This is a genomic window from Actinomycetota bacterium (genome assembly GCA_019347675.1).
Taxonomy (GTDB): Bacteria; Actinomycetota; Nitriliruptoria; order Nitriliruptorales; family JAHWKO01; genus JAHWKW01.
Map to the genome: position 1 here is coordinate 1 of JAHWKW010000034.1, position 20737 is coordinate 20737.

The window sequence follows — 20737 nt, forward strand, 5'->3', positions numbered from 1 at the left end:
GATCCAGCCGAGCCACGCCAACCCCGATGTCGTGCTGTGGTCGTGGACCACCAACTCGCTGGCAACCGACCGACTCCCCGACCACCGCGTGGTCGTCAAGTTCGTCTTCGACGACCAGCCCGTACGGCGGCGCCGCTACTGGCTGCTGTTCGAACGTCCTGATGCTGAGGTGTGCCTCAAACCTCCCGGCCACCAAGAAGACCTCGTCGTCGAGGCCGACCCGCTCAGCCTCGCCCGCTGGCACGCCGGAGCCATCGAATGGGACCAGGCCATCCGGTCCGGCCACATCACCGTCCACGGCCCCACGGATCTCGCCAGACAGCTGCCCACCTGGAACCACCGCAGCAGCTTCGCAGGCCACACCACCCCCGCTGCGGCCCGCAAAGCCAGCAACTCCCCAAAGGCGCCGTGAGACCACTCTCGCAACTCGTGGCCTCCGAGCACCTCACCTCCCCGGCCAAGGTCCTGACCCCGACCCGCCGTCTGAGCCGATGTGCCCACGACCCGCCGCTGTCGAGTGCGGCCCTACCCCCCGCCGGGCACCTCCCCACCGCGGGCCTTCCCGGGGTTGTACCGCGCACCATCAGGTCCGCCGGCGCGCACCTTGGCGCGCGCGGCAGATATCGCGGCGACCCGCCCTGGTGCCGATCTGAGCGGAACGGAACGGTCGTTACCTGACGCGGCGAATGGCACCGCCTGGATGGCCTTCTTCATGGAGCAGGTCTTCCAGAAACCCTACGATCTCGTGTTCTGGAATGCCGGACGGGATGAAGATGGAAGGATCTTCGCGACGCTTTCCTGCGCCACAACGGTAGACGACCCATCCGTTGTTACGGCACTCGACATCGAGCTCATAGCGACCGTAGACGTTGAATCTCATCGGACAGCCAACTCGAAGAGCTCGCCTGGTCGGAGCTCGCCGGTAGCACCGTCGCGAGCATCGCCGCTGACGTCAAGTAGCGCCGATCCTCATCGGCGGAGGACCGCCTCGGGAGTGCACGCTACGTGACGGATAGGTGTTCGGCAGGCCGGTTGCGTGCACTCCCGACCCCTGACGTCGCACCGGCGACCGCCTGCAACCGGGATTCTCGCGCGCCCTCGACGCACAAGGAGTTCGCTCCTACGCCTAGTTATCAGGCCGCACCACTGCGGACCTTGCCGGGTTGGGACGCGACGATTATGCGCGTCGAGGACGCGCCGGACTCTGAGTTGAGGCCGCACAAAGCCACGGCTGCCGAGCACGTCACCGGCGAACAGACGACGGCCGAGGGATGGCTGATCCGCGTTGGTGGGGCAGGCTCGTTTCTGGACCTCTGCGCACAAGTTGCGGACGAGAGCTGAGGCCGGCGCAATGGCCGCATGCCCGCCACCGACGGTCTAGGTTCATGGTGGAGCGTGGGACGAGGCTGGGTGGACTTCTCAGAGCAGGTCCGGACCGCCGAGATCATCGGCACACTGTGCCTTGCCACCGATCTGGGCATGGGGTTCCCCTTCGAACACGGCCTGCACACCACGATCATCGCGATGCGCCTTGCCCACGAGCTCGGTGTCGACCTGGAGACCCGGCGGCTGACCTACTACGCCTCACTGCTCCAGCACGCCGGCTGCACCACCGATGTCCACCTGGCCGCCGAACTGTTCGGGGGCTCGATCACCGAGAACCTCAACCCGATCATGTACGGCCCCGCGCGGGAGGCGTTCCCGGCCTTCCTGCGCAACATCCCAAATCCGGATGCCTCCGGTCTCGGGAAGGTGGCGCAGGTGGCCCAACGGCTCCCTCGACTGGCACGGAACGCCAAGGAGTCGAACGCAGCAAACTGCGAGGTTGCCGGGATGCTCGCCACGCAGACCGGTGCACCGCCCCAGGTCCAGGAGCTGTTCTTCTACAAGAACGAACGGTGGGACGGCCGGACGATCCTCCGGCGGGCCTCGAAGGAGGACATCCCCCTGCCCATGCGCATCGTGGTCGTTGCCGTCGACGCCGCACTCCAGCGCCATCTGGGAGGGATCGAGTTCGCCACCCAGCGGGTCGCCGAGCACGGAGGTCACGGGCTCGATCCCTCGATCACGGACTGCCTGGTGGGGCATCGCGATGACATCCTCGAGCTCGATCCGGCATCCTCGGCATGGGACGAAGTCCTGGCCCTCGAGCCCGGCCCACCCGGAACCCTGACCGGCGAAGGGATCGACCGTGGACTCGCGGCCACGGCGCGGTTCGCCGACCTCGTTTCGCCGTGGCTGACCGGTCACTCGATGGGCGTGGCCGAACTGGCCAGGGATGCCGCCGACAACTGTGGCGAGGACCCAGTTCAGGTCCACCGCGCCGGGCTCGTCCACGACCTTGGGCGTGTCGCAGTGGCCGCCTCAATCTGGGCCAACGCCGGGCCCCTCAGCGCAGACGAGTGGGAGCAGGTTCGCCTCCACCCCTACAACACCGAACGGGTGCTGTCGCGCTCGACGTTCCTGTCACCCCTCGCACCCGTTGCGGCTGGCCATCACGAACGCATGGACGGCTCGGGATACCACCGAGGGTCCCCTCCTGCGGGCCAACCGATGGCAGCTCGCCTGCTTGCCGCGGCCGATGCCTTCCATGCGATGTGCGAACCACGAGCACACCATGAGTCTCGGACGCCGGACCAGGCCTCCGAGGTCGTGGCGGAACAGGTCAAGAAAGGCCTGCTGGACCCGGATGCGACGGCTGCTGTGGTGGAGGCGGCCGGCCTCCGGGCGCCCCGACTGGAACGGCCGGCAGGGCTCACTGAGCGTGAAGCCGAGGTCGTGGTGCTGATCGCCCGCGGGTTCATGACCAAGCAGGTGGCAGCGGCGCTGGGTATCACCAGCAAGACGGCCGACCGCCACATCCAGAACGCCTACGCCAAGATGGGCGTGTCAAGCCGTGCCGCCACCACCCTGTTCGCGATGCAGCACGGCATGGTGACATGGGGAGAACTCCCAATGGTTGACGGACGGGCCCAGTCGTAGCGTCGGAATAAGTCCATCAGGAGACGACAGATGCCGACCGCGACCGTCAACGGAACCACGCTCGACTACATCGAACAGGGCACCGGCGACCCAGTCGTCTTCGTCCACGGAGGTGCGGCGGACCAGCGTGTGTGGGACAAGCAGGTCGATGCCTTTGGAGCCACACATCGTGCAATCTTCGTGAGTTGCCGCGGGTCGTGGCCCAACGACAAGCCGCGCGAGGGCGAAGAGATCAGCCTCGACAACCACGTCGATGACCTCGCCGCATTCATCCGCCTGATCGACGATGGACCAGTGCACTTGGTCGGCCACTCCTCCCCGGGAGGATTCGGAGGCCTTCTGATCGCCCACCGCTACCCCCGGCTGCTGCGTTCGGTCGTGCTGTGTGAGCCCGCGGCATTCGCCGTACTCGGACTGACCTTCCCACCAGGGCCATCCCAGGTGTTCGGTCTCCTGCTGCGAGACCCGAGGACCGCGATCAACATGATGAAGTTCGGCGCGACGGTCATGCGTCCCGCCTTTAAGGCGATGGAACGCGGGGACGACGAGCTTGCGATCCGCACCTTCGGCAGCGGCAACGGCATGTCGGAGGAGGATCTCGACCGATTCGTGCCCATGATGCTGCACAACCTCCCCGCGATGAAGGCCCAGCTCGAAGCCGGCTTTCCACCCCTCACCGCTGACGACGTGCGCTCGATCCATGTCCCCACGCTGCTCGTCACCGGAACCGAATCCCCCCGCGTCCTGCACGCGATCGTGGGATGCCTCGAGAAGTGGCTCCAGGACGTTCAGCGCCTCGACATCGAGGGCGCCCACCACGGCATGTTCGACTCACACCCCGACGTGTTCAACCGGGGCGTCCTTGAATTCATCGCGTCGCGGAAGGCGTGAACGAACCACCAGGTTGCGGCCACGGACCACGGCACTCGACCACAGTGACCCGAAACGATCGAGGCTGTTCGCTACGCGCGGCACCGCTTCGCCTCTGACGCGCCCGAAACCACGGTTGCCGTGAGCGTCGCTGATCAGTTCCAACGTGCCCAGCGACGCCACCGAACGCGCTCGGCCCGGCTGCCGAGGACCCAGCCGACGACCAGACAGCGCGGGCAGGGTGAAAGCGATGATGTCGGCCCAGGTCGTGCGGCCTGCACTGACGGGTACGGAAAGTCAAAGTTCGTCAGGACGAACTTCACCAGGTCCCGGAGAGTGACCTCTCCACTGCCGTCCATGGCGGGAGGGCGGGCCTCGTAGTACGCCCCGTGCGTGAGCGGGACGTACAGCTCACGGATCTCCTCGCAGCAGCGCACGCAGTGGTTGGAGGGGATCGCGCCGACCATCGCCGACAGGATCGAGGTCTTCCCCGAGCCGGGAGGTCCGGACACCACCACGCTGGTGGTGGTCTGCATGCACGCCCACAGGAACCCTGCCGCGGCGGCGGTGAGCGAGCCGCGCTCGACCATGGACTGGATGGATTCCTTGCGCAGCGTGTGGCGACGGATCGTGGCGGACAGGTGGTCGGCGATCGGCGGGATCGCGGCGGTGAGACGCGCCTTGCCGTCGAGCACGCGAGCCTGGACGATCGGGCTCTTGGCGTCGAGGTGGCGTTGGGTCGCGGCGAGCAGGCGGTCGACGACCTGGCGGTTCTCCTGTTCGGTGGTGGGCACGGGCAAGCCCTGCAGCCGTCCGCTGTGGTCGATGTAGGTCGCGCGTGAACCTTCGAGGAATATCTCCTCGACGTCCGTGCGGGTGAACAGCTCCGACAGCGGCCCGAACTCCGTGATCGACCGCAGGATGCGGCCGGCCATGTCGCCGGGGTCGTGCAACGCCCGCCCGCCCCCGAGGTGCGCGCGGGTCTGGTACGACTCGACCGTCCGCGCGACCAGCCGGCGGATCCCGTCGCCGTCCGCCGGATCGAGCCGATCACGTTCGATCCGCGACAGGACGTCACGGCGGATGTCGTCGTAGGCGTTGGCGGTCATGGCGTCACCGCCCCCACCGTTGCGGCCACGTCGGTGGGCAACACATGGTCGACCAGGACGGTGACCGCCTTGGTCCAGGGGCCGACCGCAACCAGCGACCCGTTCCACGCGGCATCGTGCACGCGGCGGTCCTCAGGCAGGAACACGAGCGTCTGCGTGTCGACGGTGCGACAGATCTCTTCCTCGAGCTCACCGCACTTGAACCGGCCGGTGGGTGCGCGGTTTATTGCCACAGCCAGCGACGTCTTCGGCGCCACCGCCCGTACCTCGGCGATCCACTCGATCAGGCGTGCGATCCCGACAGGGGTTGGGGCCCCCACACCGACGAGCGCGTCGGCGACTCCCAGCAGTGCCCGGCTGACTCCGAAGCGCGGTGAGGCACCGAAGCCGGTCAGGTCCTCGATGGCGTGGCCGATGTTCACCACGACGGGGTCCCGGAAGCCGGCGAGTGCACGCATCACCTCGACGACCTCGTCTGCACGCAGTTCCGACCAGTCCCTGGGGTTGGCCAGCCCGCACAGCACCTCCAGCCCCGCGTCGCTTTCAGCTGTGAGCGCGTCGATGAGGCGGCCGACGCGCTGCTCGACCGCGTCCACGGCGGTGCGCAGGTTGGGGTGCAGGGGGAGTCCCAGGCGCTGCGCCACGCTGGGGGTCTGCTCGTCGGCGTCGACCACCACGGCCTTGCAGCCGCGGTCTCGCGCCGCCGCTCCCAGTGCGATGGCGACCTCGGTGATCCCCACGCCGCCCGCCGGACCGCCGACCACGGTGATGCGCCCGCGTGCGGGGCGGTTCGACACCGAAGGTTCAGGCGGCGGAGGCTGGCCAGGGTCCTCGGTCAGCTTCGCCAAGGCCTCGTCGAGTCGGACGGACGCCGCCAGGGCCTCGATGACGCGGAGGAACTCTTCCGGTGCGGCGGTGAGCTCGATCACCTCGTCGGCGCCGACTTCGGCTAGGCGCTCACGGCCCCACGGCTCGGCGGGGTCGTAGACCCCGAGCACGCGCCGGTCGCGGCGCCGCAACTCCGCCACGAGTCGGGGGGTGAGGAAGGAGGTCAGATCCTCGGCGACCATGACGAGGTAGTCGTCGTCGAGCGCTTCGCGCGCGTCGAGGACACGGGCGCGCACACGAGCACCGCCGTGGTCGGCGACGAACCGGTGCAGCCGCTCGGCCCAGTCGCGCGGTGAGACGACGATCGCGATCTCCGGCTCGCCCACCGCTATTCCTCCGGCGCGCCGTCGCTGGAGCCGCGCGGTCGCGACGTCGCCCCGACCGTGGCCTCGTCGGAGCCCGTCGATCGGACCAGCTCCAGTGATCCGGCGTTCAGTGCGGCGGCGAGGGCCAGGGCGGTGTCAGCGTCGACCGCCACGGTCACGCTGTACGCGCCGAGGCCGCCGATCGCGCCGGCGGACTGATCGGACACCGCCAGGACCTCCACCGACACGGCGATGTAGCGGGCGACGCCGTCGCGGACCTCGACCACGTCGACACGGTCACCGGGCCGAAGCGCCCCGCCGACGGCGTGTGCAGCGTCCAGCGGGATGCTCATGGCGCGCAGGCCGCTGGCGGCGGCAGGCGCCCGCAGGTCGGTGCGTGTGATCAGCTCCCCGGCTGCGATGTGGTTCACGAGCACGCTGCCGATCAACCCCTCACCGTCGTGCGGGCCGATCAGCGAACTGGCCACGTCGTCACCGACGTCGACGTCGGTGAACGTCAGTGCGTCCGAGCTGAGCGCCTGGCCGGGAAGGAGGTCGTTCGCGGCGACCGCGGCGCGGACGCTGGCGTCTCCGGCACGCAGAAGCGCGAAGTTCGTGACCGCGGCGAGCAACCCGGCGACGAGCATCAGCACGTGGCCGACAGACAGCCGGCTGGTCAGCGTCCGACGGTGCGGTCTGGTGAGGACGGCTTCCCCGGCCGCTGAGACAGCCGTCTCGTCGAGCAGCGACATCCCCATCCCTCCGTGATCTCGCGATACCCACCGGTACCGCTTCGAGCCGCCGGCGATGGCGGCGCAGGACACTACCCGTGGGCACGCAGTCGTGTGGCGGCCCGCACGATCAGCTGTGGACGTCCTCTTCGGCGGTCGCATCGGCCGGGTTGTTGGCTGGCTGTGCGGCCAGCCACTCCAGCAGCTCGTCGCGCAGGTACTTGAAGGTGCGACCGCCCGGGACGCGGTGGGCGGGCAGGATCCCTTCCCGTGACAGCCGGCGAACCGTGTCGATGTTCATGCCGAGCAGCTCGGACACCATCGCCGCATCCAGGACCGGGGGGTACTCGTCGGCCACCATCACTCGCTGATCTCCTATCCATGAAGAGCGCGACCCGCTGCGCGCCAAAACGCTACAACGCGGCCTAAGAAGATGCAAGACGGTTCAGCTGGTACTGACGACGGGGATACCGGGATCGCCGTCACCGGTCAGCCTCGTTTCGGCCCGCTTCGCCACGGACGGGGCGTCACCGGTCAGCGTGGGTGACGCTCCGGATCGCCACGAACGGGATGACCCACTCCTGATCGTCCAGCGCGTGCAGCAGCGCGTGATCGCGGCCCACGGCTTTCAGCCGTCCCCGCAGGACGTCCCCCACGACGGCCGTGTCGAGCTGCACGGCGGCCCTGTCCAGCTCGAGCTGCAGCAGCCGGGCACGGAACGTCGCCGCGCCGTCGCTCCGTCCTGTCCCCCCGGAACGGGCCCGTTCGACCACGCGCAGGGCCAGGGGCTGGTCCAACCGGACGTCGACGGAACCGGCGCCGGTCCGGAGCCGCAGGTAGTCGGTCCCGACGAACACCACCGCGCCCATCAAGACGTGGTCTCCCAGCCCAACCGCGACCGTGTCACCACGGCTGCGCAGGTGGACCAGAACATCGTGGAGTGACCGTGCCCGCAGGGACGCCTGGGCCGCCAGTCGTTCGCCGTCTTCGGCGTCGAAGCGGTACTCGGCGCCGATCCGCTCCCGCAGCTCCCTGGCGAGGCCGCGCAGCGCCGGGTCATCGCGCCAATCACTCACTGGTCCCGCTCCTGGCGTGCGGACAGCGCTCGATCCGATCCGGACCGCCCGAGAGATGCCGTTTCGGTGGCACGGACGGGGCGCATACTGCATCATCCGCCGCCGGCTGTCATCGGACAGCCCCCGGATCTGGACCGCCTGTGGAGACGGCCCCTCCTCACCGCCTGTTCCGGCTGGTCGCACTCGCCCGAAGCACACGTGACACGCCACGAACGCGCGCACGGACGACCACCGTGGAACGGGCGGCACAGCGTGCTGTGGCCGCCTTGCGGGAGACGATCTCGAGTTGGCCGCCGATGGCGTCGAGGCGATCTTCTCCCGCCATCCCTGCGGAGGAGGTCGTTCGGTGACACGGTTCTCGCGTACCGCCGCCTGGACGCTGGTCGGTCTCGTGTTCACGCTCCTGGCGATCGGGAACGTCCTCACCGACACGCTCGGGTTCGACAGATCCGTGGAGTCGGTCGCGCTCCTTGTGGCCTACCTCGCGATCGCGGTCATCGGCGCACTCGTCGCGTCACGCCACCCACGTAACCCGGTCGGGTGGCTCCTGCTCGGGGTCGCGCTCTTCGCGGCGCTGTCGTACGCCTCGGTGGAGTTCGTCGCGTACCTCGTTGTGGAGCGCGGCATGCGCTTCGCCGCAGCTGGCACCCTCGCCGCCTTCGGTCCTCTCGGCTGGGGGATGTCGGGCGGGCTGATACTGCTCGTGCTGCACCTGTTCCCCGATGGCCGTCCTCTGTCGCCGCGGTGGGCGTGGCCGTTCTGGCTCGGCGTGTTCGGGCTCGCGTGCGCCGCGTTGGCTGTTGTCCTGAGTCAGACCGTGCGCGTCGGGTCCCTACACGCGCCCGTCGTCCTCGACAACCCGGTAGCACAGTGGGTCGGCCCGACCGTGCACGGCTTCTTCGAGACAGCCGCGCTGTCAATCGCCCCGGTCGTTGTCCTCACGCCGGTCGTCGTCATCCTGCGGTACCGACGGTCGAGAGGTCGTGCGCGCCAGCAGATGAAGGTGCTCGCCTACGCGATCGCCGTGGCGGCCGGCCTTCCGGCTCTCGGAGCTGCCCTGACGAAGCTCGGCGTGGACGCCGGCGGGCTCCTGTTCGTCATCGGCATCACTCTGCTGCCCGCATCGATCGGCACGGCGATCCTCCGCCACGGGTTGTACGACATCGACGTCGTGATCTCCAAGACGGTGGTGTTCGCCGGGTTGGCGGCGTTCATCACCGGGATCTACGTCGCGATCGTCGTTGGCGTCGGCACGCTGATCGGCGCGGGTGACGAACCAAACCTTGCGCTGTCGATTGTGGCGACCGCGTTGGTGGCGGTGGCGTTCCAGCCGGTGCGCGAACGGCTGACGAAGGTCGCCAACCGTCTGGTGTTCGGCAAGCGGGCCACCCCCTACGAGGTGCTGAGCAGGTTCTCGTCGCACCTGGGCGAGACCGTGGCCACCGAGCAGACGTTGGAGCGCATGGCCCGGTTGCTGGCTGACGGGGCGGGCGCGGCGCGGGCGCAGGTGTGGCTCAAGGCGGCCGGGCAGATGCGCACCGCGGCGTCGTGGCCGGCGGACGCGGCCCCGGACTTCACGCCGGTGGTGGCCGACGATGGGTCGTTGCCGGCGTTCGCTGAGGTCGATGTGGCGGTGCCGATCGTGCACCACGACGAGGTGCTCGGCGCCCTGACCATCACGAAGAAGCGCGGGGAGGGCGTCACCCCAACCGAGCAGAAGCTGATCGACGACCTGGCAGCCCAGGCGGGTCTGGTGGTGCGCAACGTGCAGCTGACCGCGGATCTGTTGGCTCGGTTGGAGGAGTTGGGGGAGTCGCGGCGGCGTCTGGTGGCGGCCCAGGATGAGGAGCGGCGCCGGCTGGAGCGCGATCTGCACGACGGCGCCCAGCAGCAGCTGGTGGCGTTGAAGATCAAGCTCGGGATCGCCAAAACGCTGGCCGAACGCGAACAGGCGACCAAGACCGCGAAGGTCGTCGACGGGCTGTCGGCCGATGCCGACGACGCGGTCCAGACCCTGCGGGAGCTGGCGCACGGGATCTATCCGCCGCTGCTGGCCGCCGAAGGCCTGCCCGCCGCGCTCACCACCCAGGCGCGCAAGGCCGCCATCCCCGTGCAGGTGGTCGCGGACGGGATCGGCCGCTACCCGCAGGAGATCGAGGCGGCGGTCTACTTCTGCGTGCTCGAGGCGCTCAACAACGTCGCGAAGTACGCCCACGCCAGCAAGGCCACGGTCACGCTGGCCCAGAGGAACGGCGACCTCACCTTCACCGTCGTCGACGACGGGGTCGGGTTCGACCCGGCCACCACACCCCGCGGCCACGGCCTGACCAACATGACCGACCGCCTCCACGCCCTCGCCGGCGCGATCGCCATCACGTCCGAATCCGGCCATGGGACCACCGTGACCGGGACCGTGACGACCCCGGTGGCCTCGAAAGTAGGTATCGCATGAGCGATGTTCTGCGGCGAATTGCTCCGGTAACCATCCTGAGCGTCTACGTCTTCTCGTGGCTGCTCTCGGCATCGCTGCAGCACCGAACCGGGACGCTACGCGCCGATCTCGAAGAGACGGTGGTCCTCGGGCTGTCGTTGCTCGGCTTCGCGGTGCTGGCGGCCATGCTCGTCCGGCGCCATCCGACCAACCCGATGGGATGGCTGTTCGCCGCGATCGCGATCGTCGCGTCGACGTTCAGCCTCGGCGCGTACGGCGAGTACGCGGTAACGCACGGCCAACACGACGCCCTTGCCGTCCTCGGCTTTTGGCTGAACGCCTGGCTGTGGATCCCGCTCCTGAGCTTGCTCTTCGTCTTCACACCGTTGCTGTTCCCGACCGGTCGTCTGCTCTCCAGACGCTGGCGCTGGCTGGTGTGGATCGTCACTGTCGATCTCGCCATCATCAGCATTGACGGGATGCTTGCCGCGAAGTTGGTCGGCCAGGAGAACCCAGACCTCGTCATCGACAACCCCATCGGCGTCGAGGGTTTCCCGCACTTCCAGGACGTGTCCACCGCGGGCGCGCTCTTCGTCGTCTTCCTCGCATCGGTGGTCGCCGCATTCCTGTCCCTGGTGATCCGGTACCGGAGATCACGCGGCGAAGAGCGACTCCAGCTCAAGTGGTTCGTCTTCGCCGTCGCGCTGATCCCCCTGTCGATGCCCTTCGAGACCGTGCCGATCGTCTCACCGGTCATGTTCAGCCTCATCTTCTTGTCGCTGCCCGTGGCGATCGGCGTGGCGATCTTCAAGTACCGCCTCTACGACATCGACGTGGTCATCTCGCGGACGCTGATCTTCGCCGGTCTGGCGGCGTTCATCACGGGGATCTACGTGGCGATCGTTGTGGGGGTCGGCACCCTCATCGGCGCCGGCGACGACCCGAACCTCGCGCTGTCGATCGTCGCGACCGCGCTGGTCGCGGTGGCGTTCCAGCCCGTCCGCGAACGCCTCACCAAAGTCGCGAACCGGCTGGTCTACGGAAAGCGCGCCACCCCCTACGAGGTGCTGAGCCGGTTCTCATCGCATCTGGGCGAGACGGTGGCGACTGAGCAGACGCTCGAGCAGATGGCGCGCCTGTTGGCGGAGGGCACGGGGGCGGCGCGGGCGCAGGTGTGGTTGAAGGCGGGTGGGCAGATGCGCACCGCGGCGTCCTGGCCGTCGGATGCGGCCCCGGACCTCGCCCCGGTGGTGGCTGATGATGGGTCGCTGCCGGAGTTCGCCCAGGTCGATCTCGCCGTGCCGATCGGCCATCAGGATCAGCTGCTGGGGGCGTTGACGCTCACCAAGAAACGTGGCGAGAGCATCAACCCGACCGAGCACAAGCTGGTCGAGCAGCTGGCCGCCCAGGCGGGGCTGGTGCTCAAGAACGTGCAGCTGACCGCCGACTTGCTCGCCCGTCTCGAAGAACTGCGCGAGTCGCGCCGGCGCCTGGTGGCCGCCCAGGACGACGAGCGCCGCCGGCTGGAGCGTGACCTTCACGACGGGGCGCAGCAGCAGCTGGTGGCGTTGAAGATCAAGCTCGGCATCGCCAAGACCCTGGCCGAACGTGAGCAGGCGCCCAGGACGGCGGCGTTGGTCGGGCAGGTCGCCGGCGATGCGGACGATGCGGTGGCGACCCTGCGGGAGCTGGCGCACGGGATCTATCCGCCGCTGCTGGCCGCCGAAGGGCTCGCGGTCGCGTTGCAGGGCCAGGCCCGCAAGGCCGCGATCCGCGTCACCGTCACCGCCGACGGCATCGGCCGCTATCCGCAGGAGGTCGAAGCGGCGGTCTACTTCTGCGTGCTCGAGGCCCTGAACAACACCGCCAAATACGCCAACGCAACCCACGCCACCGTCACCCTGACCGACACCGACGGCGACCTCACCTTCGCCGTCACCGACGACGGCACCGGATTCCGCGCCGCCACGACGCCGTACGGCCAAGGCATCACCAACATCACCGACCGACTCCACGCCCTCGGCGGTGAAGCCGAGATCCGCTCGGCGCCCGGAGAGGGGACGACGATCGGAGGTCGCGTACTCACCGACCGGAAGGTGGCCCCATGAGCCATCGTCGATCGCTCGCCTCGTTGCTGTTCGTCGTCGTGGTCCTGGCAGATGCGACCGGACAGGCTCTTGCGTTGGCGAACGGTCGCGGTTCGCTCCTCCAGATCTCCGGCTCGGTGCCGGTCGTGGTGTTCGCCGTGGTCGGTTGGATGATCGTCTCGCGTCATCCTCGCCACCGCATCGGCTGGCTGTTCCTGGCATCGGGCACTCTTTGGGCGCTGCACGTGGCCAGCGAGGAGTACGCACGGTACGCGACCGTGACCCGCCCCGGCCTCCCGGGTCCGACCGTGGGAGCCTGGTACGGGGAGTGGTTCTGGATCCCCTGGCTCACGATGAGTTTCGTGTTCGTGCTGGCGCTCTTCCCCGACGGCCGGCCGCTGTCCCCCCGGTGGCGCCGACCGCTGTGGTTCGTCGGCCTCGCGACGGCGATCACGGCCCTGGGGTCGATGCTGGACCCGGTCCTCGACCTGGCGGGAGGCGACGTGTCGCTCCCGAACCCGATCGGCGTGCGGTGGATGGTCGACCTCGACGACGGTGGGCCGCTAATGGCGTTCATCCCGGTCGTATTCGCCGGTGCGGTCTGCTCCGCGGTGTCGCTGGTCATCCGGTACCGCCGTTCGCAGGCGGACGACCGCCAGCGGATCAAGCTGGTGGTGTTCGCCGGGGTCCTGGTCGTAGCGTCCTTGGCGCTGCACGCCGTGATCGATGCGGTGACGGGCCAGCGGCTCCCCGTCGTCGACGACGTCGCCACAGCGGCGCTGCCGCTGGCGGCCGGGGCGGCCATCCTGCGGTACCGCCTGTACGACATCGACCTCGTGATCTCGCGGACGCTGGTCTTCGGTGGCCTGGCGGCGTTCATCACCGGGATCTACGTGGCGATCGTCGTGGGTGTCGGCACGCTGATCGGCGCCGGCGACGACCCGAACCTCGCGCTGTCGATCGTGGCGACGGCGCTGGTGGCGGTGGCGTTCCAGCCCGTCCGCGAACGCCTCACGAAGTTGGCCAACCGGCTGGTCTACGGCAAGCGCGCCACCCCCTACGAGGTCCTGTCACGGTTCTCGGCGCACCTGGGCGAGACGGTCGCCACCGACGCGACCCTGGAGCAGATGGCACGTCTGCTGGCCGACGGCACCGGTGCTGCTCGTGCTCAGGTGTGGCTCAAAGCGGGCGGGCAGATGCGCACGGCCGCGTCGTGGCCGTCGGACGCCGCACCCGACTTCGTGCCGGTGGTGGGCGCCGATGGGTCGTTACCGACCTTCGCCGAGGTGGATGTCGCCGTGCCGGTGACCCACCAGGGCCAGCTGCTGGGGGCGTTGACGGTCACCAAGAAACGTGGCGAGCCCGTCACGCCCACCGAGCAAAAGCTGGTCGACGATCTGGCGTCCCAGGCCGGGCTGGTGGTCCGCAACGTGCAGTTGACGGCTGACCTGGTGGCGCGCCTGGAGGAGCTGGGCGAGTCGCGCCGGCGCCTGGTGGCCGCCCAGGACGCCGAGCGCCGCCGCCTGGAACGCGATCTGCACGATGGCGCCCAGCAGCAGCTGGTGGCGTTGAGGATCAAGCTGGGCATGGCCAAAACCCTGGCCGAACGCGAAGACGCGCCCAGGACCGCGGCGCTGGTCGAGCAGGTCGCCGCTGACGCCGAGGATGCGGTGACCACGCTGCGGGAGCTGGCACACGGCATCTATCCACCGCTGCTGGCCGCCGAAGGACTACCCGCCGCACTGGCCGCACAGGCCCGCAAAGCCGCGATCCCCGTCACCGTCACCGCCGACGGCATCGGCCGGTACCCGCAAGAGGTCGAAGCGGCGGTCTACTTCTGCGTGCTCGAGGCGCTCAACAACGTCGCGAAGCACGCCCAGGCCACCCACGCCGCCGTCACCCTGACCGACACCGACCGCGACCTCACCTTCGCCGTGACCGACGACGGCACCGGCTTCGACACCACCACGACGCCGTACGGCCAAGGCATCACCAACATCACCGACCGACTCCACTCCCTCGGCGGGCGGCTGCATGTGGTGTCGAGCGGCGATGCGGGGACAACCGTGGCGGCGTCGCTGCCAGGCGTCGTACAGGCGAGGTGACGGGCTCGACGTCCGCAAAGATCTCGTCTTCGGCCTCGGATCGGTCGGACAGCTGCTACATGCGCCCCGCCTCGCCTGCGTCGTCCGGGTCGACATGTTCCGGCTGGAGGGCGGTGGCGAGCGCGAGGCTCCCATCCTCGAAGCTGCCCTCGACCGCAACCATCCGACTCTCGATCTCCTCGACCAGCGCGTCACCGACGGCGGCGGTGTCAGCTTCGCCGATCTCGTCCTCGATGCTGCCCAGTGTCCGCGGATCCCAGTCGATCCCCAAGGCGTCGTTGACCTCGATCAACACGTCCCGCAGCTGCTCGCTGTTCCGCACGACCAGGATGCCGCTGATCAGCGACGCACCCGCCACCGACCGGTACCCGAGCGTCGCCAACTTCACCGCTCCGCGGGCGTTCACGCTGTAGGGCCCCGGGCTCGGTTCACCTTCGATCTCCCCGATCCTGGCGTCGATACCGATGCCGCGGAGGCAAGCAGCCACGATCGCTGAACTCTCCACGAACCGTTGGGTCTCATGGCGCTGCGGTTGCTGGTCGGGGACGCAGTGGTCGAACATCACGCAGCCGTCGTGCGCCGCGACCGTGACGCTCCCCGCCAAGCGCTCCCCGACCGCGAAACCGGCCGCCCGCGCGCGCAGAGATGCAGATGCGAACCCCGGACGCTGCCTGTCGTGTCGGGAGAACCAGACGGTGGCCTGTGGCTGGTACAGCCGCATGGTCTCTGGCGCGTCGCCCGATGACACCCGCAGAAGCAGCGCCCGCGTCAGCGCGGTGTCGTAGCTGGGCCAGGGCTCGTACGTGCCACCGACCAGTTGGACGCGCCGGCGCGTCGGCAAGGTCTGGCCCGACCGAGCCGATGGGCGATCAGGCTCCGAACCGCTCACGTCAGGTGACCGTAGCGTCGCCGCTGGGCGCGGTCCACGGTCCGCACCCCTGCGCCGATTGCCGCGCGCGTACACGGCAGGGTATACGGCCGGTGAGGTCAGGCTGCTGGGCGGGTCAACTCGCGCACGTCGATCGTCTGCTCGGCCGGCGGAGGCTCGACGTCGACCTGGACGCCGTAGTCGAACATCTCCATCGTGAGGTTCTGGCCGACCGGCTGATCCGTACCCTCGACCGTCATCTCGATCGTCTGGACGTAGCGGCGCAGCAGCCCATCCTCGTCGATCCAGACCTCGACGGGTAGACGGCCGGGGACGCCAGGCTGCTGCATCAACGCGCGGATCTGATCGGCTGCGTCCTCGGGCGCCGCCTCCAGCGCCTTGTCCAGGTCGATGGTGGCGCGGTAGTGGGTCGTCGGTACGCCACGGACATCCTCCTGCCCCACGACCTCGACGTCGCCCTCTGAGGCGCCACGGAGCATCTCCAGCGTCGAGGTCGGGTCGTTGTTCTGGCTGGCCTGCATCAGGGCGCGCAGGTCGACGCCCGCTTGCTCACCGACCGTTTCGAGGTCCATGGCGACCCAAGGCTTGCCGGCGGGCAGCATCGGCTCGAGGAACGGCATCCGCATGTACATCATGTCACCGTCGAGGATCATCTCGACGGAACCGTTGCCCGCAGCTCCCGGCATGCGTTGCAACACGTCACCCATGTCCATCGTCATGTGCATCAGCTGGCGATCGAACCGGCCCTGGCCGTCTCCGGTGATCGTCGCCGAGCCTCCGGGCAGGTCCTGCGACCGCATCGTCACCTCCATGGTGAAGCGGGCGCTGCCGGCGTCCGCGACGCGATCGGGAATGGCGGCGATCATCGCGGCCGGGTTCCCGCCGTCGCTGCGGCCGCAAGCCGCGGTGACGGCGGCGAGCGCGACGAGGACGACCGCGAACCGATACGGCGTTGGCATGGGTTTCCTGTCCGGTCCTGTGGACCCTAGCGTCGTAGCCACTCGTCGAACGTCTCGCCGGTGATGCGTTCGTAGGCCTCGACGTACTTCTCACGCGTGCGTGCCACGACCTCATCGGGGAGCTCGGGCGCGGGCGGGGTCTTGTCCCACCCGGTCGATGCGGCGTAGTCGCGGACGTACTGCTTGTCGAACGACGGCTGTGGTGTGCCGGGGGTGTAGCCCTCCGCTGGCCAGTAGCGCGACGAGTCGGGCGTCATCACCTCGTCGATCAGGATCGCCTGGCCGTCTGCCAGTCCGAACTCGTACTTGGTGTCTGCCAGGATGATGCCCTGCTCGAGCGCCAGATCCCGGCCGAACCGGTACAGGCCCAACGTCAGCTCACGCAGCTCGCCGGCCAGCGCAGTGCCGAGCTCACCGGCCATGTACTCGAAGGTCACGTTCTGGTCGTGGCCGTCTTCGACCTTGGTCGCCGGCGTGAAGATCGGCTCGGGCAGCTCGGATGCCTCACCGAGCCCCTGGGGCAGAGGGATGCCGCACACCCGGCCGGAGGCGGTGTACTCCTTCAGCCCCGATCCGGTGAGGTAGCCGCGAGCGACGCACTCGAACGGGATCACCTCGGTGCGTCGCACGAGCATGGTGCGGCCCCTGAGCGCGTCGGCGTGTGCCTGCGTCTGTGGCGGGAAGTCGTCGACCGATGTGGAGATCAGGTGGTTGCCGACCATGTCGCGGGTGCGGTCGAACCAGAACTGTGACAGTCCGGTCAGCACCTTGCCCTTGTCGGGGATCGGTGTGGGGTGGACGCAGTCGAACGTGGACACCCGGTCGGAGGCGACGAGCAGGAGACGGTCCTCACCGACCGCGTACAGGTCGCGGACCTTCCCCGAGCGCAGGTGTGTGAGCCCCTCGAGGCTCACCGCCCACCCCCCGCGGTGAACCCGACACTCTGCCTGGGGCGCCGCGACTCCTCCGCCAGACGCCGCTTGTACGCGACGAACCGGTCGCGGAGTCCTTCGTCGCCGGTGGCGAGGATCTGGACGGCCAGCAGCCCGGCGTTGCGTGCGGCATCCAGGCCGACCGTGGCCACGGGCACGCCGGGAGGCATCTGCACGATCGAGTACAGGCTGTCGGCGCCGCCCAGGTGCGCGGACAGGATCGGGACGCCGATCACCGGCAGGGGGGTGTGCGCCGCGACGACCCCCGGCAAGTGCGCAGCGCGCCCCGCCCCGGCGATCAGCACCCGGTACCCGGCGTCCACGGCTTCCTTGGCCCAGGCGGCGACCTCGTCGGGGTTGCGGTGCGCGGACGTGACCTGGATGGTGTAGGCCACGTCGAACTCCTCCAGCGCGTCGCCTGCCCGACGCATGACGTCCATGTCGGACTGCGACCCCATCACGATCCCAACCAGGGGGGTTCCCACCTTGACCTCCTCACGTTCGGCGCCCACGCGCGGTCGCGTCCCGCGGGCCACGCACACCAGCGGTGGCAGCTCGTTCTCGCCGTTACCGCACGCCGGCGGCGATGTCGTCACGGCGATGCAGACCGTCCCACGCGATGCGATCCGCGGCAGCGTAGGCGGCAGCCCGCGCGGCGGCGACGTCGGCGCCCCGCGCGGTCACAGACAGCACCCGCCCTCCTGCGGTGACAAGCTCGCCGTCAACGCGTCGGGTCCCGGCGTGGAACACCACCACGTCCGGGTGCGGCGCCGCGACGTCACCGAGCCCGGCGATCGGGAAACCGACGTCGTACCGGCCGGGGTACCCGCCACTGGCCAGCACCACCGTGACGTGGGCGTCGTCGGACAACTCGACGTCGATGCCCGCCACTCCCCGCGAGGGATCCGTCGCCGCGGCGAGGAGCTGGTAGAAGTCGCTGACGATCCGGGGGAGCACCACCTGGGTCTCGGGATCGCCGAAGCGGCAGTTGAACTCCAGCACCTGGGGCCCCTCGTCGGTGAGCACCAACCCGGCGTACAGCAGACCCCGGTACGGACAGCCCCGGCTTCTCAACTCGCGCAGCACCGGGCGGAACAGGGTCTCGGTCAAACCCTTGGCGTCGTCGAGGTCGAAGATCGGCACGGGCGTGTAGGCGCCCATCCCGCCGGTGTTGGGTCCCTCGTCACCGTCGTTGGCCCGCTTGAAGTCCTGGCTGGGGGGGAGCAGCACGGCGTCGTCCCCATCGCACACGGCGAACACCGACACCTCCGGCCCGTCCAGGAACTCCTCGATCACCACGCGGCTGCCGCCCTCGCCGAACACCTGGCGGACCAGCGCGTCCTCGATCGCGTCGATAGCCCCGCCACGCGTTTCGGTGATCACCACCCCCTTCCCGGCCGCGAGCCCGTCGACCTTGACCACGAAGGGCGGGTCGTAGCCGTCGAGCGCTTCGACAGCGGCGCCGGCGTCGGTGAACGCCCCGTACCTGGCGGTTGGGACGCTGGCGCGCTGCATCACGTCCTTCGCGAACGACTTGGACCCTTCGATCCGCGCCGCGGCGGCGGACGGGCCGAACACAGGGATCTCGCGACGGCGCAACTCGTCGGCGACGCCGGCGACGAGCGGCGCTTCCGGGCCGACCACGACCAGGTCCACGGCGCGCTTCTCGGCGAGGCTGGCGACCGCGAGCGGTTGGAGCGGGTCGAGGGCGTGGCAGGCGCCGAGCTCCTCGATCCCGGGGTTGCCGGGCGCGGCCTCGACCGCGGCGACCGACGGTGAGCCGGCCAGGCGCCAGGCCAGGGCGTGCTCGCGAGCACCCGACCCGATCACCAGCACCCGGTCAGCCACGCTCCGCCCCGACCGCGGACGGGTCACGCCGCAGCAGCGTCTGGCGGCGGGCCGGCCCCACCGACACCCACGTGACCGGGACGCCGGCCTGCTCCTCGAGGAAATCGACGTAGTCGCGGGCGGCGCCCGGCAGGTCGTCCCAGGTCTGGCAGCTGGTCAGGTCGGCGCGCCAGCCCGGCAGGTCCTCGTAGACCGGCTCGGCGTGGTGGAAGATCGACTGGTGTGGGGGGAAGTCGCGGTACTCGGTCGCCTGGTGGCGGTAACCGGTCGCGACCCGGAGCGTGTCGAACTCGCTGAGGACGTCGAGCTTGGTGAGGAACAGGTCGGTCAGCCCGTTGACGCGCGCTGCGTAGCGGGCCAGCACCGCATCGAACCATCCGGCGCGACGACGCCGCCCGGTCGTGGTGCCGTACTCCCCGCCGACCTCGACCAGGCGCTCGCCGGTCGCGTCGGTCAGCTCGGTGGGGAACGGGCCGGTCCCCACCCGGGTGACGTACGCCTTGGCGATGCCGATCACCCGGTCGATGTGTCGGGGTCCGAGGCCCGCACCGGTCAGCGCCCCACCAGCGACCGGGTTCGACGAGGTGACGAACGGGTAGGTGCCGTGGTCGAGGTCCAGGAGCGTGCCCTGGGCTCCCTCGAGGATGACGTGCCTGCCGGCCTCCAACGCCGCGTGCAGCAACGCCACCGAATCGGTGAGCTGGGGTTTGAGACGGTCGGCGTAGGCGAGGTACTCCTCAGCGATCTCGTCGGCGTTCATCGGCAGGCGGTTGTAGACCTTGGCCAGGATCTGGTTCTTCAGCTCGAGGGCGGCATCGAGCTTTTGGCGGAAGATGTTCTCGTCGAACAGATCCTGGAAGCGCAACCCCACCCGCGACGCCTTGTCGGCGTACGCCGGTCCGATGCCACGGCGGGTCGTGCCCAGCTTGGCCTTCCCCAGTCGCCGCTCGATCAGCAGGTCGAGCTCGCGGTGGTAGGGCATGATCAGGTGGGCGTTGCCGGAGACCTTCAGCCGCTGGCCTGCCTCCAGACCGCGCGCGTCGAGCTCGTCGAGCTCGTCGATCAGGACGGCGGGATCGACCACGACCCCGTCACCGATCACCGGGGTGACGTGGGGGTAGAGCACCCCCGACGGGATCAGGTGGAGCTTCAGCACGGTGTCGTCGACCACCACGGTGTGGCCGGCGTTGTTCCCCCCCTGGTAGCGGACCACGAAGTCGGTCCCGTCGGCCAGGAGATCGGTGGCCTTGCCTTTCCCCTCGTCGCCCCACTGAGCACCGACGATGATCGTGGCGGGCACGTGGATCCTTCTGAAGCGGGCGGGACGAGCCTACGGCGTCAGGTGTGCGCCGGCCGTGTCGCCGGGTCGCGGCGCGCGTCGGCACGGGTGCATGTCGCCTAGTGTGCCGTCCGCTAAATACGCTAAATAATGGCTGGGCGGGTGTAGATTCCCTGTGACGGGCTGATGGTGGCGACCAGGAGCTGGCATGGGGCGTGCGGGGCGACCGACGGTGGCGATCGAGCT

17 protein-coding genes are annotated in these 20737 nt (G+C 69.2%); 6 read left to right on the forward strand and 11 right to left on the reverse strand.

What is annotated here, in order from left to right; translation table 11 throughout:
* The 3 genes from KY462_15610 to KY462_15620 all read left to right on the forward strand — a co-directional run.
* Positions 1 to 412, forward strand: a 412-nt coding sequence (locus tag KY462_15610; protein ID MBW3579126.1) for a transcriptional regulator, incomplete at its 5' end; no start/stop codon positions are given.
* Positions 413 to 1410: 998 nt separating this feature from the next.
* Positions 1411 to 2982 (forward strand): HD domain-containing protein, encoded by a 1572-nt coding sequence (locus KY462_15615; protein MBW3579127.1) that lies wholly within the window; start codon positions 1411 to 1413, stop codon positions 2980 to 2982.
* A gap of 30 nt (positions 2983 to 3012) precedes the next feature.
* The gene (locus KY462_15620) at positions 3013 to 3873 is read left to right on the forward strand and encodes an alpha/beta hydrolase (protein MBW3579128.1); all 861 of its coding nucleotides are present in this window, start codon (positions 3013 to 3015) and stop codon (positions 3871 to 3873) included.
* A gap of 134 nt (positions 3874 to 4007) precedes the next feature.
* Here KY462_15620 and tadA read toward each other — a convergent pair whose 3' ends face one another.
* The 5 genes from tadA to KY462_15645 form a co-directional block, all read right to left on the reverse strand.
* Positions 4008 to 4961 (reverse strand): Flp pilus assembly complex ATPase component TadA, encoded by a 954-nt coding sequence (tadA, locus tag KY462_15625; GenBank protein ID MBW3579129.1) that lies wholly within the window; start codon positions 4959 to 4961, stop codon positions 4008 to 4010.
* Complete coding sequence (locus KY462_15630) at positions 4958 to 6175, reverse strand: hypothetical protein (GenBank protein ID MBW3579130.1); 1218 nt, start codon at positions 6173 to 6175, stop codon at positions 4958 to 4960. The genes tadA and KY462_15630 overlap by 4 nt, the downstream gene beginning before the upstream one ends.
* A 2-nt stretch (positions 6176 to 6177) precedes the next feature.
* Positions 6178 to 6906, reverse strand: coding sequence for a Flp pilus assembly protein CpaB (gene cpaB, locus KY462_15635; GenBank protein ID MBW3579131.1), 729 nt, complete (start codon positions 6904 to 6906; stop codon positions 6178 to 6180).
* A 109-nt stretch (positions 6907 to 7015) separates the two neighbouring features.
* Positions 7016 to 7246: a helix-turn-helix domain-containing protein gene (locus KY462_15640; GenBank protein MBW3579132.1), complete on the reverse strand. Its 231-nt coding sequence runs from the start codon at positions 7244 to 7246 to the stop codon at positions 7016 to 7018.
* Positions 7247 to 7412: 166 nt separating this feature from the next.
* Entirely contained in the window at positions 7413 to 7961 is a 549-nt protein-coding gene (locus KY462_15645) for a hypothetical protein (protein ID MBW3579133.1), read from the reverse strand.
* 346 nt (positions 7962 to 8307) lie between these two features.
* Between KY462_15645 and KY462_15650 the strand changes: the two genes are divergently transcribed.
* From KY462_15650 to KY462_15660, 3 genes are read left to right on the forward strand one after another with little or no spacing between them, the layout of a single operon-like run.
* The gene (locus KY462_15650) at positions 8308 to 10413 is read left to right on the forward strand and encodes an ATP-binding protein (protein ID MBW3579134.1); all 2106 of its coding nucleotides are present in this window, start codon (positions 8308 to 8310) and stop codon (positions 10411 to 10413) included.
* The gene (locus tag KY462_15655) at positions 10410 to 12500 is read left to right on the forward strand and encodes a hypothetical protein (protein MBW3579135.1); all 2091 of its coding nucleotides are present in this window, start codon (positions 10410 to 10412) and stop codon (positions 12498 to 12500) included. The genes KY462_15650 and KY462_15655 overlap by 4 nt, the downstream gene beginning before the upstream one ends.
* Positions 12497 to 14584, forward strand: a complete 2088-nt coding sequence (locus tag KY462_15660; protein MBW3579136.1) for a hypothetical protein — start codon at positions 12497 to 12499, stop codon at positions 14582 to 14584. Before KY462_15655 ends, KY462_15660 begins: the two co-directional genes overlap by 4 nt.
* Positions 14585 to 14639: 55 nt before the next feature.
* On the opposite strand, the gene KY462_15665 is transcribed toward KY462_15660, so the two are convergent.
* From KY462_15665 to KY462_15690, 6 genes are all read right to left on the reverse strand, one after another.
* On the reverse strand, positions 14640 to 15425 hold the full coding sequence (locus tag KY462_15665; GenBank protein ID MBW3579137.1) for a lipoate--protein ligase family protein: 786 nt from the start codon (positions 15423 to 15425) through the stop codon (positions 14640 to 14642).
* A 146-nt stretch (positions 15426 to 15571) separates the two neighbouring features.
* Entirely contained in the window at positions 15572 to 16432 is an 861-nt protein-coding gene (locus KY462_15670; GenBank protein ID MBW3579138.1) for a hypothetical protein, read from the reverse strand.
* 26 nt (positions 16433 to 16458) lie between these two features.
* The gene (locus tag KY462_15675) at positions 16459 to 17346 is read right to left on the reverse strand and encodes a phosphoribosylaminoimidazolesuccinocarboxamide synthase (GenBank protein MBW3579139.1); all 888 of its coding nucleotides are present in this window, start codon (positions 17344 to 17346) and stop codon (positions 16459 to 16461) included.
* Entirely contained in the window at positions 17343 to 17822 is a 480-nt protein-coding gene (purE, locus tag KY462_15680; GenBank protein ID MBW3579140.1) for a 5-(carboxyamino)imidazole ribonucleotide mutase, read from the reverse strand. The genes KY462_15675 and purE overlap by 4 nt, the downstream gene beginning before the upstream one ends.
* 109 nt (positions 17823 to 17931) lie before the next feature.
* On the reverse strand, positions 17932 to 19212 hold the full coding sequence (gene purD / locus KY462_15685; protein MBW3579141.1) for a phosphoribosylamine--glycine ligase: 1281 nt from the start codon (positions 19210 to 19212) through the stop codon (positions 17932 to 17934).
* Positions 19205 to 20512 (reverse strand): adenylosuccinate synthase, encoded by a 1308-nt coding sequence (locus tag KY462_15690; protein ID MBW3579142.1) that lies wholly within the window; start codon positions 20510 to 20512, stop codon positions 19205 to 19207. The genes purD and KY462_15690 overlap by 8 nt, the downstream gene beginning before the upstream one ends.
* Between the last annotated feature and the right edge of the window lie 225 nt (positions 20513 to 20737).

What these genes read in the sequence shown, in the direction of transcription:
- tadA (MBW3579129.1), bottom strand. Translation starts at nt 4,961, where the DNA reads ATGACCGCCAACGCCTACGACGACATCCGCCGTGACGTCCTGTCGCGG.
- KY462_15620 (MBW3579128.1), top strand. Translation starts at nt 3,013, where the DNA reads ATGCCGACCGCGACCGTCAACGGAACCACGCTCGACTACATCGAACAG.
- cpaB (MBW3579131.1), bottom strand. Translation starts at nt 6,906, where the DNA reads ATGTCGCTGCTCGACGAGACGGCTGTCTCAGCGGCCGGGGAAGCCGTC.
- KY462_15670 (MBW3579138.1), bottom strand. Translation starts at nt 16,432, where the DNA reads ATGCCAACGCCGTATCGGTTCGCGGTCGTCCTCGTCGCGCTCGCCGCC.
- KY462_15640 (MBW3579132.1), bottom strand. Translation starts at nt 7,246, where the DNA reads ATGGTGGCCGACGAGTACCCCCCGGTCCTGGATGCGGCGATGGTGTCC.
- KY462_15660 (MBW3579136.1), top strand. Translation starts at nt 12,497, where the DNA reads ATGAGCCATCGTCGATCGCTCGCCTCGTTGCTGTTCGTCGTCGTGGTC.
- KY462_15655 (MBW3579135.1), top strand. Translation starts at nt 10,410, where the DNA reads ATGAGCGATGTTCTGCGGCGAATTGCTCCGGTAACCATCCTGAGCGTC.
- purE (MBW3579140.1), bottom strand. Translation starts at nt 17,822, where the DNA reads ATGGGGTCGCAGTCCGACATGGACGTCATGCGTCGGGCAGGCGACGCG.